Origin of the sequence: Paenibacillus tritici (assembly GCF_018207515.1) — a bacterium.
In the GTDB taxonomy this organism is placed as follows: domain Bacteria; phylum Bacillota; class Bacilli; order Paenibacillales; family Paenibacillaceae; genus Paenibacillus_AQ; species Paenibacillus_AQ tritici.
The window spans coordinates 4,917,254-4,930,906 of the sequence record NZ_CP073365.1; the positions used below are offsets into that span (position 1 = coordinate 4,917,254).

The window sequence follows — 13,653 nt, forward strand, 5'->3', positions numbered from 1 at the left end:
AAGCGTCCCGCGAGCCGTTGAATGGCTGGCTGGGACGCTTTTTGTGGTTGGGAAGCAAATACGGTAATAAAGAGCATCCGTGCAGCGGAGCTGCGCTGGGGATCAGGATAAATTTCATCTCGGTACGGACGGCTGTGGGTCTGGGATGAATTCCGGGGGGATGTAGTCTGCTAACCAGATATTATGATTGCCGTGGTAGAATTTAATCCCTTCAGCTGCTGCACGCCCGGCATCAATGGTTAAGATTACAGGTCTGGAATCCTTTCGTGCACCAACCAGTTTTGCTGTATCCGTGTCCACCGAGAAATGAACGTACTGCCTCTTCATCGGTTTCAGGCCTTCATGCAGAATCGTCTCCACCCATTGTCTGGCAGTCCCGTGATACAGTACCGGGGGCGGAGTCTCATTCTTCTTGGCGATCTTCTGGGGCACAGAGTGGCCGTACAGCGCCCTGATCTTGCCTTCCACCATCTCATGCCGTTGTTTAGCCGATGCTTCTATCATCTTAGCCAGATCCTCAGCCGTAACGGAGTTCCACTGCTGATCAAGGTGCAAGGCATTGAGCAACTGTCCGATCTCTACGAAGCCCTCAGGATCTAATTCCAGTTCATATTCCCAAGGCGCATGACGCAGCGCATAAGAAACCTCTTTACTGAGCTTTGAATAATCCATGGCCAGTCCCCTCACTAAAATGTCTTATTGGTGCCAAAAACAACCTATATGATTACGTATGTTTAAGAGTGTATCACATATTACGATGCCAACATAACACTGAGACATAACACTGAGAAGGCCATTAATGATCCTTTTGTAAGCGGGGCGGCTTGAAATTCAGTTACAGGTTTCGGTTACAGCAGTTACAGCTATCAGTTACAGGTGCTGCTACCAGTTACAGCAGTTGCAACTTTCGGTTACAGGTGCAGCTATCAGTTACAGCAGTTGCAACTTTCGGTTACAGGTGCAGCTATCAGTTACAGTAAGTGGAAAAGTGTATCTTAATTTACTCCTTTTTCCGGAATGGACCGAAGCAAGTGGAAAAACAGCATCTAATTTATTCGTTTTCGTGACTTCGGGTGAAATGGGCGAATTTAAGTGCCATTTTTCCAACTGCTGTTGTAGCAGGCCTCTATTCCCCATCAGTAAGTGGAGGAAATCCATCTATTCCCGGATCTCATAACCTCTGATTTGTTCGGATCAGCGAGAGTTTGTTCGGATCGCCAAAAGTTTGTTTCGATCATCAGAAATAGAAGGATAATTGATCGTGTGAGTGTAAGTATGAGTGTGAACATATCAATTCACTTCACGCGTCTATTCTTTACGCGCAAAAAACCGCCCCGGAAGGGGCGGTCCCTGCTGCTTCACATACACCTTGCCGTTCCTTGCACCCGTCACTGTACATCACATACTTGAATCACGCTCAAACCTTACTGGTAATCCTGCCCTCCGGTGGCTACCGCCAGCAGAGGGTGCTTGACCGCTGCACCGCTACCTTCGCTCTACTGCTGCATCCGACCGCCGCACCCGCGCTACTGCGCAATCTGCTCCCGGATGTTCGCGAGGATCTTCTTCTCCAGCCGCGACACCTGCACCTGCGAGATGCCAAGGCGGCTGGCGACTTCGGACTGGGTCTGATCGCGGTAATAACGCAGGTATACGATCAGGCGCTCCCGCTCGGTCAAGGCACCGATGGCCTCGTTCAAGGCCAGCTTGTCGAACCAGCGCTCCTGCGACTCGTCGGCAATCTGGTCGATCAGCGTGATCGGATCGCCGTCGTTCTCGAAGACGGTCTCGTGAATGGAGGTCGGCGGCTTGTTGGCCTCTTGGGCGAAGACGATTTCTTCGGGTGTCACGCCCAGCGCTTCGGCCACTTCACCGATGGTCGGCAGACGGTCGAGTGTCTTGGACATCTCATCCTTCATCTTGCGCACCTTGTTGGCCATTTCCTTCAGCGAGCGGCTGACCTTGAGCGTGCCGTCATCGCGGAGGAAGCGCTGGATCTCGCCGATAATCATCGGCACCGCATAGGTGGAGAACTTGACCTCATAGCTGAGGTCGAATTTATCAACGGACTTCAGCAGCCCGATACAGCCGATCTGGAACAAATCATCCGGTTCATATCCGCGGTTCATAAACCGCTGTACCACCGACCAGACGAGTCGGATATTGCAATTCACCAGCGTATCGCGGGCCGTATGGTCCCCGGCCTGACTGAGTGCGATTAGACGTTTGACCTCCGCATCGTCCAAATAGGTCGGCGGAGCTTTTTTTGACCCTGCATCCATGGCTCCAACCCCTAATTGTATAAAGCTTTTTTCGAAACGATGGTTTTCTTCATCGAGATGGAGGTCCCGCGTCCCGGCTCGCTGGTGACCTCGAATTCATCCATGAAGTTCTCCATAATGGTGAACCCCATACCCGACCGCTCCAGCTCCGGCTTCGAGGTATACAGCGGCTGCTGGGCCAGCTCCAGATCCTCAATCCCCCGGCCCTGATCCTCAATGGTCAGATGTACGGTCTCATTGTCAAGGGAAGCGGATATCGTGACAACGCCTGAGGGATCACTGTCATATCCGTGGATAATACAGTTGGTAACCGCCTCAGAGACTACGGTTTTCAGGTCATTCAGCTCCTCCATCGTCGGATCGAGCCGGGAGACAAACGCAGCCACCACTACACGTGCGAACGATTCATTCTCCGACAGTGCGGCAAACTGGACACTCATGAAGTTACGAGCTTCGCTACTAGTCATAACGCAACCTCCAAATCCGAGAGTGCGGCGCTCTCGTCGTCATATAGGGGCATGATTTTGAACAGGCCCGACATTTCCAGCAGGCGCTTCACGGGTGCGGTGGCATCGCAGACTGCCATTTTTCCGCCCTTGCTGCGGATCAGCTTGTACCTTCCGAGAATGACACCCAGCCCTGAGCTGTCCATGAACTGCAGGTCTCTCAGACTGAGGATCAGATGCTCCACCTGGCCCCGCATTATTGCTTCATCCATATCCATACGTACATAATCGGCTGCGTGATGATCCAGTTCCCCGGACAACCGGACAATCAGCACACCCCGGTGATGCTCCATCTCCACATGAGAATTCATACTTGCCACTCTCCTCTTCGTTGCTTGGACAACCGCCCTGTAACTTTTTAACTTTCCCCTACAAGGACAAGGTTTCTACACCGCAATTGAGGATTCCTGCCTCACGACAAAACTAGAAGAAAACCCCTAAGAACTTACACAAAGCACGCGATCAATCTACAAAATGCAAGAAATTAATCATTCGTAAACATAGAGCCCGTTGCCCGCTTGAACAGCTTCCACCAGCCTGCCTTGGCTACTGTTTCGCCTGCCTTCAGCTCATATTCCTTCAGAATACCGGTTCCCTGGTAGACTACCAGCTTGCCGACCGTCTGGCCTTCGGCCACCGGAGCCTTCACATGCTCATCCAGCACCAGCTCATGACGGATACCCTCCTGGGTAATTCCTTTGCGGAGCAGCACACTATAGTTCTCCTTCGCCACCAGCGGCAATTGCGTCTTCACGCCCTTCTCGATCCTTACCGTACCGATGGTGTCGCCTTCCTTGTGAATCGTATGCAATTTATATTGGGAAAAGAGGTAGTCGAACATCGCCGATACTTCACTGTTGCGGGTTTTGGTGTTCGGCTCGCCCAGCACCACCGCCACAGCACGCAGTCCGTCCCGGGCCGCTGTCGCGGACAGGCAGAACTTCGCTTCAGAGGTATAGCCTGTCTTCAGACCGTCAGCCCCTGTATAGAACCGCACCAGCTTGTTCGTATTGACGAGCCAGAACGGCTTGGGTGAATCCTTGCGCAGGTAATCCTGATAAGAGCCGGTGTATTTGATAATCTGCTCATGCTTCAGCAGCTCCCGGCTAATTACGGCAATGTCATGCGCGGAGGAATAATGATTCGCAGCCGGCAGGCCGTTGCAGTTGGCGAAGTGAGTATCTTTGAGGCCCAAGGCCTCGGCCTTCTGGTTCATCAGATCCACAAAGGCGCTCTCCGAGCCGGCGATTTTCTCCGCCATGGCTACAGAAGCGTCATTGCCGGAGGCCATCGCGATACCCTTCAGCATATCGTCTACCGTCATTTCTTCACCCGGCTCCAGAAAAATCTGCGAACCGCCCATCGACGCCGCATACTCACTGGTCCGTACTTTGTCGGTGAGCTGCAGCTTGCCTTCGTCCAGCGCCTCCACGGTCAGCAGCATCGTCATAATCTTGGTAATACTGGCCGGCGGAAGTTTATCATGGCTGTTCTTCTCGTAGATAACGGTGCCTGTATCGGCATCCATGAGAATGGCAGAACGCGCCCCCGGCGCCAGTTCAGCAGCGGCAGCCCCTCCGGCATTGCCGGAATTAGCGGTGCCTTTGGCTTTTTCCTCCGCCCAGGCTCCTGTTGCTCCTCCCAAAACCGATACAGCGATGCACAGCACAAGCATAATATAACGAATTTTCCTCACAATAGTTCCCCTCCTGAACATTAACCTTCATTTCACAGGTACTGTGTTCCAGTTTCGTCAGAAAGGCAGGAAATTATTCCATTTCACGCACAAAAAAAAGGGCTTCCCCCGGTATCTTCACAGATACTTGAGAAAGCCCCTTTCCGGTAAGGCTATGAATAGCTTAGCCGCCGATAGCCAAAGCGCTGAAAATAACAGGTCCCACCACTGTAGCAACGGAGCCGACATCCTGGTTCTCTACAATCAGCTGATAGTTCTGGACACCGGCCGGGACATTGATATCTACCATATGCAGCGAAATAATGCCGTCATCATTGAAAGTCTCCTCCAGCTCTACCCGTGCATAGAAGATTTCGGTGCCTGCCCGCCAGATGCGGACCAGCACATTGGGCGTATCCAGCGTAACATCCACGCCGATGGTGGCTTTCAGTTCAACCTTATTGGGGAAATGTCCTGGAACTGCGGGATCAATATAAACCGATGTTCCTGCAATCTGTATACCTGCCGGAGAAATAGGGACGGGGATGGAGACCCCGTTAGTAATAGGTGTAACTACGGATGCGTTATAATCCAAAAGTGTTTTGACCATGCGTTATCACTCCTTTTCATATTCTACTAAAGTATATGAAAGATATGAAAAAGAGCTTGTGCATTTCTATCACTAGTTTCACCTATTTTTTAGCGTGCGTTGCTATAATTCACGGCCGGACGGCTGCCGCCCTTATGCCCCAGATAGAGTCTGGACAATAAAGGAGAACGCACCGCCCAATTGGCGGCCAGCAGCGGCACCCCCACTCCAATCAGCGTAAAGGGCAACAGCCCGTAATCCGCCCCGAGGAGATATTTGAGCCCGTAATTCAACGGCAAATGCAGGTACATGATCGCAATGGAGTTACGTCCCAGGCTGCCCATCCAGTCCAGCGGAACAAGCTTCGAGAGACGGTACACCGCAGCGCAGATCGTCAATGAGATGAGCAGCGGCACGGCCAGATCGAGCAGCAGGGAAGTATATTCCTTGTATTTCATATTCAGGCTGTAGTGAAGCACACCTGACCGCTCCAGCAGCAGCACAAGAGCACATAGCGGAAGAAGCACCGGCAACGCCGAATAGCGGCGGATCAGCGCAGGGATCACCTGTTTGCCGTAGAATCCGATCGCATAATAAGTAATGGCGAGCAGGGACACATCTGCATTCCAGGGAAGATTGAAGTTCCTGAGCGCAGTCAGGGAGATGAGATGTGACAGGAGGTAAGCAGAAGCGATCAGGAGAAATTGCGTGCGGCGGGAATAACGGACAATGTATCCGAAGAGCAGCTGGGTGAACAGCAGGCAGGTGATGAACCAGAACACCCCGTAAGGGCCCGTGAGCGACAATCCCCCGTAGAGCAGTCTCGCTACATTCTCGGCGAATCCCCGTACACTGAAGTTGAACAGCAGCAGCACGGAAGCAATCAGGAGTCCGTAGGCAAAATAGGGAGTCATCAGCCCCTTGGTCCGTTTGGCCGCCCAGCCCAAATACCGTCCAGGTTCAACCGGCTTAAATACCAGTCCGCTCAGCATGAAGAACAAAGGCATCCGGAACCAGGACAGATAATGATTCGCTGCCGCATCGCCGGAGTGGCCCATTACTACAAATATAATACTGAATCCCTTGGCGGCATCAATCCATAATTGTCGTGGTTTGTTCACGTTCTCCTCCCATCTCCTCCCAAATCAGTTTTAATTTAATACAATTATAGAAGGGTTTATTTTTCTTTTCAAACTTACATGAAAAATTTCATCGGTATTCCTGAAAGTAAATTCACTTAACAACGCGGAACACTCTGCAAAAATAAGACGTTGTTCCTAGACGTGGGACACTGCCCCATCCGGGCTTCTCAATAGGGCTAAAGTCTGCGGTACGGTTCGGTTTTCCGATTACATTTGACCTACGCGGTGCACCCAGTCCAATTGTGTTCAGTTTTTCGATTACATTTGATCTACGCGGTGCACCCAGTCCAATTGTGTTTGGTTTTCCGTTAATGTTTGTTTTCGTATCCGATACAAGCAAAGGGCCACCCGCTGCCGGATGGCCCTAGTCACTGCAACTATGATTAATACAAATGGCAGGCCGCCTGATGGCCCGGACCCAGCTCCCGCAGCACTGGAGCCTCTGACTTGCAGCGGTCCATCGCATACGGACAGCGGGGATGGAAGGCACAGCCCGTAGGCGGCGTCTCCGGGTTCGGAACATCCCCGCTCAGAACGATGCGCTGCTTCTTCAGTCCCGGATTCGGCACCGGAACGGCTGACATTAATGCCTGTGTATACGGATGCAGCGGCTTGGCGAACAGCTCCTTGGTCGGCGCCAGCTCGACAATCCGCCCAAGATACATCACGGCCACGCGGTCGCTGATGAATTTGACGACTGACAGATCATGGGAAATGAACATATAGGTAAGGCCGTATTGCTCCTGCAGATCCTGCATCAGATTCAGCACCTGGGCCTGGATGGAGACATCGAGGGCAGATACCGGCTCATCGCAGACAATGAATTTCGGATTCAGCGCAAGCGCCCGGGCGATCCCGATCCGCTGCCGCTGGCCGCCGGAGAATTCATGGGGATAGCGGTGGGCCTGATAGGGGGACAAGCCCACCACCTCCATCAGCTGCTCGACCCTGCTTGTCAGCTCACCGGCGGGAGCAGAACCGTGGGTACGGAGCGGCTCCTCCAGAATACGCTGGACCGTCCAGCGGGGGTCGAGTGAAGCATAGGGGTCCTGGAACACCATTTGCATATCCGTACGGAACCGGCGCAACTGCTCGGTATTCAGGCTGCGCACATCGGTGCCGCCGAATATAATCTCGCCTTCCGTCGGCTCGATGAGCCGCAGGATGGCCCGGCCGGTCGTGGATTTCCCGCAGCCGGATTCGCCGACCACAGCAAGGGTCTCCCCTTGCTCCACGGATAACGTAATGCCGTCCACGGCTTTTACAGCACCGACCTGCTTCGAGAAGAAGCCTTTGCGGACGGGATAATGCTTCTTCAGATTGCGGACTTCCAGTAATGTGGTCATAATACCCCCTCCTGCTGCAGGATACAGCGGCATATATGGCCCGGCTGCACCTCTAGCAGCTCCGGAAGCTGCTCCCGGCAGCGGTCCACCGCTACCGGGCAACGCGGCGCGAACCGGCAGCCGGACGGCAGGTTGGCCGGATTAGGCACCTGCCCCGGGATCGAGCTGAGCCGCTCCTCGTCTCCCGCAAGCTGGGGCAGGGAAGCCAGCAGCCCGCGGGTGTAAGGATGCAGCGGATTGCTGTACAGAGTAGCCACATCCGTCTCCTCGACGATCTGACCGGCATACATAATGACAACCCGGTCACACATCTCGGCAACGACGCCCAGATCATGCGTGATCATCAGAATCGACATGCCTTCATTCTTTTGCAGATCCCGCATCAGATCGAGGATCTGCGCCTGAATCGTCACATCCAGCGCCGTAGTAGGCTCATCGGCAATCAGCAGCTGGGGATTACAGACCATCGCCATTGCAATCATAACCCGCTGCCGCATCCCGCCGGAGAGCTGATGGGCATACTGCTGCGCAATTTTTTCCGGCCGGGGAATCCCCACCTTGCGCAGCATCTCCACCGCCCGCTCAGCCGCCTCCTTCTTGCTCAGCTTCAGATGGTAGCGTGCGGATTCGGAGATCTGGCGGCCGATCTTGAACACCGGATTCAGCGAGGTCATGGGCTCCTGAAAAATCATCGCAATCCGGTTCCCCCGGATATTCCGCACCTCATTCATCGACATCTCCAGCATATCCTTGCCTTCAAAACGGATATGGCCGGAAGCAATCCGGCTGATCCGCTTAGGCAGCAGCTGCATGATCGAGAGTGAGGTAATGCTTTTGCCGCAGCCGGATTCGCCTACAATGCCCAGCGTCTCTCCTTTGCGCACTGACAGACTGATGCCGTCCACCGCACGGATTGTACCCGCCGCTGTCTGAAATTCGGTGCATAGCCCTGATACTTCCAGCAGTTCTGTCATGATTGCCCCTCCTTAAATATCCCCGCAAAGTGATGCTTTAGCTTCGATGATTACTCAAGTGCTTTGCGGGGGCCCCAAAATAAAAATCAGCTCTCTCTATCTTCCACGCCCAGATATTTAAGGGCCGTCAAAGCATATACCTTCGCACATTGGATAATCTGCCAGACGGGCGCTTTCTCATTGAAATTATGAATCGTAGACAGCTCGGCCGGGCCGTATTGCAGCACCGGAATGTTATGCGTCCGGAAATGGCGCGCATCGCTGGATGCCCATTGCAGCACGCCGTAGGCCTCTTCCCCGCTTACTTCGCAGATACTCTCCACCAGATCCTTGACCACCGGCTCCTCATTGGAGGTCCAGTTGGCATTCCCCTGGAAGCCGAAGCCCTTCACTTCCGACTCAATGCCTGCCTCCAGCAGCAGGGAGCGGGCACGGTCCAGCACATCGCGGTAATCTACCCCGAACGGGACACGGGAATCGACCTGAATCGTACAGCGGTCAGCCACCACATTCACCTTGGTTCCGCCCTGGATGGTTCCGATATTGACCGTCACATGGTCGAACACCTGATAAGCGAGTGAATCTTCTTCTTCGCTTCCCTTCACATAATCCTGTGAGATGCGGATAATGTCCTGGACTTCCTTGGGAATATCCACTTTAATATCCCATAACCGCTGCAAGGCTTCAATGCCTTTGGCCGCCTTGACTATGGCGCTGTCTCCGACCACCGGCGACAGACTGCCGTGACCCGGCGTACCTTCCACGGTGAATTCAAACCAGCAGCTCCCCTTCTGCCCGATGGTCGGGTTCAGCGGGCCGGAAGGCTCGGCGATCACCGCCGCGGTTCCGGTGATCAGGCCGCGTTCCAGCACCCAGGGCACACCCAGATGACCGCCCGTCTCTTCATCGGGCACGATCAGGAGGGACAAGTCGCCTTTGAGCGGAACGCCAAGCTTCGCTAACAGAGCGGTTACGTAGATTAATCCGGCCAGGCCCGCCTTCATATCTGAGGCGCCTCTCCCCAGCAGATAGCCGTCTACAATATCGCCGCTGAACGGATCAAAGTCCCAGCGCGACCGGTCTCCGGCAGGAACGACATCTGTATGTCCGCAGTAGATCAGCTTTTTGCCGGTCCGGTCCTCGGCCCCTGCACCCAGGGTAGACACCAGATTGAACATCGTTTCGGTGGCCGGATAGATCGAAGTGCCGATCCCTGCTTCATTCAGATAATTAATGATAAAAGCGCTGATCTCCCGCGAATCGCCCGGCGGATTCTCCGAAGGGAAACGGATAAGCTGCGAACACAGCTCCAGCAGCTCCTCCTGCCCGGCATCTATGGCCTCCAGCACTTTGCTTCTCCAGTCAGTCATCGTGTGAGTTCTCCTTTGCAGCCCCGGCACTGGCCGTTCAGACCAGGCACGGGGCTCCTCTGTATTGGTTATAGAGCAAACAGATTATTCTTGAATGGACAATGGATAGAAGCGGATCACTTCATCCGGGTAGAAGGCATAGCCGCTGATTGTATTGCTCATGCCTACAATGCGGTTGTATTCGTACAGGTACGCCCAAGGCGCTTCCGTTGTGATAATCTCCTGAGCCTGCTTGTAGAGTTCACTCCGCTTCGCTGCATCGGTCTCCAGATTCGCCTGGTCCCACAGCTTGTCTACTTCAGCATTCTGGTAGTTGATGTAGTTGGAGGAACCTTTGCCGTACAGCAGGAAGCCGAGATGGTAGCCGGGATCATTGACGAATGAAGTCCATTTGGAGATATAAGAGGTCAGATTGTTGGTCTTCTGCTGCTCCAGGAACTGGGCGCGGGCCAGCTTGTTGATCTTCATGGTTACACCGATTTTGGCCAGCTCGGCCTGAATCAGCACGGCATCATCTTCCCAGTCGTCGAACCCGGAACCGAGGGTGAAGTCGAAGGTGAAGCCTTTCTCATAACCCGCTTCCTTCAGCAGCTCCTTGGCTTTGTCAAGATTATGCTCGTACACAAAACCTGCATCGCTGAAGCCTGGCGTGTTGCTGGCTACCGCGCTCTTCATCTGCTTGGCCTGGCCGTACATCACACCGCTCAGCAGCTCATCGTAAGGGATGGCATAGTTGATCGCCTGACGGACTTTTACATTGTCAAACGGCTTCACCTTGTTGTTCATGGCGAAGAAGAGAATCCGGTTGCTCGCATTGGAAGCGACGGTCAGTGCAGAATTGCTCTCCAGTGAGGCTACATCCTTCGGAGGAATCTCAATCGCCATATCGACATCGCCTTTGCCCAGCAGCAGCACGCGGTTAGAGGCTTCCTTCGTGAACTTCAGGGTTACCTTGCCCAGGCTTGGCGCACCCTGCCAGTAGCTCTGATTCGCGGTGAAGACCGCTTCTGTTGCGGGGTCCCACTTCTCAAGCTTGAACGGGCCGGAGCCGGCGGCATTCGTCTTGAGGTAGTCAGCCCCCTGTGCTTCTACAGCCTTCTTGTCAACGATGGAGAAGGTGTACATTGCCAGAATCTGCAGGAAATTATGATTGGCATTGGTCAGCGTAACTTCTACCGTCGAGGCGTCTTTTACCGTAACGTTCTTGATCGAGGCCATTCCGTAGAGGAAGCTGCCGGAGCTTGATTTCGCCACGCGGTCAAAAGAGTACGCCACCGCCTCGGCATCCACCGGATTGCCGCTCTGGAAGCTCACGCCGGACTTCAGCTTGAAGGTATACACCGTGTTGTCAGCATTCACTTCCCAGCTCTCCGCCAGCATGGGCTTGATGTCTTCGGTATTGGCGATGCTTGCGCCGTTCTCGGTCTTGATGCCGTAGGTGACCAGCTGATCATAAGCGGCAAGCACGAGCGTATCGGAGGTCAGATCGTTGGCTTCTGCCGGGTCGAGCGTGGTGCCGCCCTCGGAGTAAGCCACGGTCAGATTCTTCTGGACCGGAGCAGCCGTCCCTGTGTTCCCTGTTCCTGCCGGAGTGGCAGCAGGGGTCTGCGGATTGGCGCTGCTGGCGCATCCGGCAAGCATGATCGAAAAAGCGACGAGTGTGGATAACAGTTTAACTTTTTTCATCGGGTAATTCCTCCCTTTTCTATATCCTGCCTGCATAACAACGCTGGTGCTGCTTGTGATCATCTGCCGCTGATGCTCCTGCGAGCCATGATCTATATTTATCGGGGGCTAAGCAGAGCAATCGGGGTTGTCCCCTGCTCCGCATTATTTGCCCGAACGCAACCGCGGATCAAGCACATCCCGGAAACCGTCTCCGAGCAGATTGAAGCCTAAGATGGAAGTGGCAATACCGAGTCCTGGAAAAGTAACCAGCCACCATTGCCCGGAAATGATGTATTCCCGGCCTTCGGAGATCATCGCGCCCCATTCGGCAATCGGGGGTCTAACTCCAAGCCCGAGGAAGCTGAGACTGGAAGCGGTCAGGATGGCGAAGCCCATCCCGAGTGTAGCCTGCACCATAAGCGGAGCCAGTGCATTGGGCAAAATATGACGGTAGAGAATCACCGAATTCTTCACACCGATGGCCCGGCTTGCTTCAATATACTCCTTCTCCCGGAGCGAGACGGTCTGCCCGAACATCAGCCGGGCAAATTCGGGGATGCCGACAATACCGACGGCAATCATCGCGCTGCTGAGACCGGCTCCAATCGAGGCGGCAATCGCCATCGACAAGACCAGGGACGGGAAGGACAGCAGTACGTCCATGAACCGCATGATGATGGTTCCGGTACGGCCCCCGTAATAAGCGGCTATTCCGCCCAGCGGCATCCCGATCAGAAAGGAGATCGAGACGGCGATCAGACCGGTCCAGATGCTGATCCGTGCGCCGTACAGCACCCGGCTGAGAATGTCGCGGCCAAAGTTGTCGGTGCCGAACCAGTGGCTGCCGGAAGGTGCCTGCAGCTTGTTAGCCATATCCGTGACGAACGGATCATGCGGAGCCAGCCAGGGGGCGAAGACGGCTACCACCGTCCAGATCAGGATAAAGGTTAACCCTATGGCCGCCAGGCGGTTGTGCAGCAGCAGGGATAATAATGTCCGGGGCTTGGCCGGGGCCGGTCTGCCCGGGCTGCCCTGTGCTGAATGTGCTGCAGTGCTCACAAGCAATCTCCTCCTCTCACACAAGCTGTTCTATTCATAACGGATTCTCGGATCAATGAAGCCGTAGATCAGGTCTACAGCCAGGTTGATTCCGCAGTAGAGCACGGCACTGACCAGGGTGAACGCCTGGATTGGCGCATAATCCGCCGCCAGTATGGAGTCGGTCACATAGCCGCCGATCCCCGGCCAGGAGAAGATGGTCTCCGTAATGACTGCGCCGCCCATCAGGAACCCGAATTGCAAGCCGAGCACGGTCAGGGTTGGAATCAGCGCATTGACAAGCGCGTGCTTGTAAATGACGGCTGATTCCCGCAGCCCCTTGGCCCGGGCGGTGCGGACGAAGTCCTGATCGACCACCTCCAGCATACTGGAGCGGGTCATCCGGGCGATGATCGCCATCGTGCCGGTACTGAGGCAGATGGCCGGAAGCAGCAGATGCGCAAGGCTGCTCCGCAGTGCGGCGATGTCACCGGACAGCAGACTGTCCAGCACATACAGTCCGGTGATATGCACCGGCGGGTTGAGGTCGCCGCTGATCCGTCCCATCGGCGCCGGTGCCCAGCCCAGAATGGAATAGAAAACATAAATGAACATTAACCCGAGCCAGAAGATCGGCACACACGCGCCTATCAGGGAGAATACGCGTGAGATGTGGTCGAGCAGCGATTCCTTGCGGGTAGCGGCGACAATCCCCACCGGAATGGCTACCAGAACCGCAATCAGAATGCTGGCCAGCGTCAGCTCAATCGTAGCCGGGAAGCGCGAGGCCAGATCGCTGGCCACCGAATGCCCGGTGTGATAGGCATAACCGATATCGCCTTGCAGCAATTGGCCGATATACGCGAAGAACTGGATATACAGCGGCTTGTCCAGCCCCATGTCCTGGCGGATCTTGTTCACAATCTCCTCCGGCGCCTGCTCTCCGGCCAGCATAATCGCAGGATCACCCGGCAGTACTCTCGACAGAATGAAGGTGATGACGATAATGCCGAGCAAGGCTGGAATCATCTGCACAAGTCTTTTTAGTGTATAAGCGAACAAT

At 54.6% G+C, this 13,653-nt stretch carries 13 protein-coding genes; all 13 read right to left on the minus strand.

Annotated features, from left to right (window positions below):
- Positions 1-114: 114 nt before the first annotated feature.
- On the minus strand, positions 115-672 hold the full coding sequence (locus KDC22_RS21355; protein WP_211720250.1) for an RNA 2'-phosphotransferase: 558 nt from the start codon (positions 670-672) through the stop codon (positions 115-117).
- 854 nt (positions 673-1,526) lie between these two features.
- Entirely contained in the window at positions 1,527-2,282 is a 756-nt protein-coding gene (gene sigF / locus KDC22_RS21360) for an RNA polymerase sporulation sigma factor SigF (protein ID WP_173129352.1), read from the minus strand.
- Between the two features lie 11 nt (positions 2,283-2,293).
- Positions 2,294-2,749 (minus strand): anti-sigma F factor, encoded by a 456-nt coding sequence (gene spoIIAB, locus KDC22_RS21365; protein WP_173129355.1) that lies wholly within the window; start codon positions 2,747-2,749, stop codon positions 2,294-2,296.
- Positions 2,746-3,099 carry an anti-sigma F factor antagonist gene (gene spoIIAA, locus KDC22_RS21370; RefSeq protein WP_173129358.1) on the minus strand — a complete coding sequence of 118 codons (354 nt, stop codon included), beginning with the start codon at positions 3,097-3,099 and terminating at the stop codon, positions 2,746-2,748. The genes spoIIAB and spoIIAA overlap by 4 nt, the downstream gene beginning before the upstream one ends.
- Positions 3,100-3,272: 173 nt before the next feature.
- Positions 3,273-4,463, minus strand: a complete 1,191-nt coding sequence (locus tag KDC22_RS21375) for a D-alanyl-D-alanine carboxypeptidase family protein (RefSeq protein ID WP_173130145.1) — start codon at positions 4,461-4,463, stop codon at positions 3,273-3,275.
- 184 nt (positions 4,464-4,647) lie between these two features.
- Complete coding sequence (locus tag KDC22_RS21380; protein ID WP_173129361.1) at positions 4,648-5,073, minus strand: hypothetical protein; 426 nt, start codon at positions 5,071-5,073, stop codon at positions 4,648-4,650.
- Positions 5,074-5,162: 89 nt separating this feature from the next.
- The gene (locus tag KDC22_RS21385) at positions 5,163-6,173 is read right to left on the minus strand and encodes an acyltransferase family protein (RefSeq protein WP_211720251.1); all 1,011 of its coding nucleotides are present in this window, start codon (positions 6,171-6,173) and stop codon (positions 5,163-5,165) included.
- 404 nt (positions 6,174-6,577) lie between these two features.
- The gene (locus tag KDC22_RS21390) at positions 6,578-7,540 is read right to left on the minus strand and encodes an ABC transporter ATP-binding protein (RefSeq protein WP_173129368.1); all 963 of its coding nucleotides are present in this window, start codon (positions 7,538-7,540) and stop codon (positions 6,578-6,580) included.
- Positions 7,537-8,514, minus strand: coding sequence for an ABC transporter ATP-binding protein (locus KDC22_RS21395; protein ID WP_211720252.1), 978 nt, complete (start codon positions 8,512-8,514; stop codon positions 7,537-7,539). Before KDC22_RS21395 ends, KDC22_RS21390 begins: the two co-directional genes overlap by 4 nt.
- An 86-nt stretch (positions 8,515-8,600) precedes the next feature.
- Positions 8,601-9,884, minus strand: a complete 1,284-nt coding sequence (locus KDC22_RS21400) for a M20 family metallopeptidase (protein WP_173129374.1) — start codon at positions 9,882-9,884, stop codon at positions 8,601-8,603.
- Positions 9,885-9,968: 84 nt separating this feature from the next.
- Entirely contained in the window at positions 9,969-11,570 is a 1,602-nt protein-coding gene (locus KDC22_RS21405; protein WP_211720253.1) for an ABC transporter substrate-binding protein, read from the minus strand.
- A 144-nt stretch (positions 11,571-11,714) separates the two neighbouring features.
- Entirely contained in the window at positions 11,715-12,611 is an 897-nt protein-coding gene (locus KDC22_RS21410) for an ABC transporter permease (RefSeq protein WP_173129380.1), read from the minus strand.
- Positions 12,612-12,641: 30 nt separating this feature from the next.
- Entirely contained in the window at positions 12,642-13,652 is a 1,011-nt protein-coding gene (locus tag KDC22_RS21415) for an ABC transporter permease (protein ID WP_173129383.1), read from the minus strand.
- Position 13,653 lies beyond the last annotated feature (1 nt).

Bases quoted from the DNA above. Each gene is read 5' to 3' on its own strand.
- KDC22_RS21355 (WP_211720250.1), bottom strand. From the start codon at position 672: ATGGATTATTCAAAGCTCAGTAAAGAGGTTTCTTATGCGCTGCGTCAT.
- sigF (WP_173129352.1), bottom strand. From the start codon at position 2,282: ATGGATGCAGGGTCAAAAAAAGCTCCGCCGACCTATTTGGACGATGCG.
- spoIIAB (WP_173129355.1), bottom strand. From the start codon at position 2,749: ATGACTAGTAGCGAAGCTCGTAACTTCATGAGTGTCCAGTTTGCCGCA.
- spoIIAA (WP_173129358.1), bottom strand. From the start codon at position 3,099: ATGAATTCTCATGTGGAGATGGAGCATCACCGGGGTGTGCTGATTGTC.
- KDC22_RS21375 (WP_173130145.1), bottom strand. From the start codon at position 4,463: ATGCTTGTGCTGTGCATCGCTGTATCGGTTTTGGGAGGAGCAACAGGA.
- KDC22_RS21380 (WP_173129361.1), bottom strand. From the start codon at position 5,073: ATGGTCAAAACACTTTTGGATTATAACGCATCCGTAGTTACACCTATT.
- KDC22_RS21390 (WP_173129368.1), bottom strand. From the start codon at position 7,540: ATGACCACATTACTGGAAGTCCGCAATCTGAAGAAGCATTATCCCGTC.
- KDC22_RS21395 (WP_211720252.1), bottom strand. From the start codon at position 8,514: ATGACAGAACTGCTGGAAGTATCAGGGCTATGCACCGAATTTCAGACA.
- KDC22_RS21400 (WP_173129374.1), bottom strand. From the start codon at position 9,884: ATGACTGACTGGAGAAGCAAAGTGCTGGAGGCCATAGATGCCGGGCAG.
- KDC22_RS21405 (WP_211720253.1), bottom strand. From the start codon at position 11,570: ATGAAAAAAGTTAAACTGTTATCCACACTCGTCGCTTTTTCGATCATG.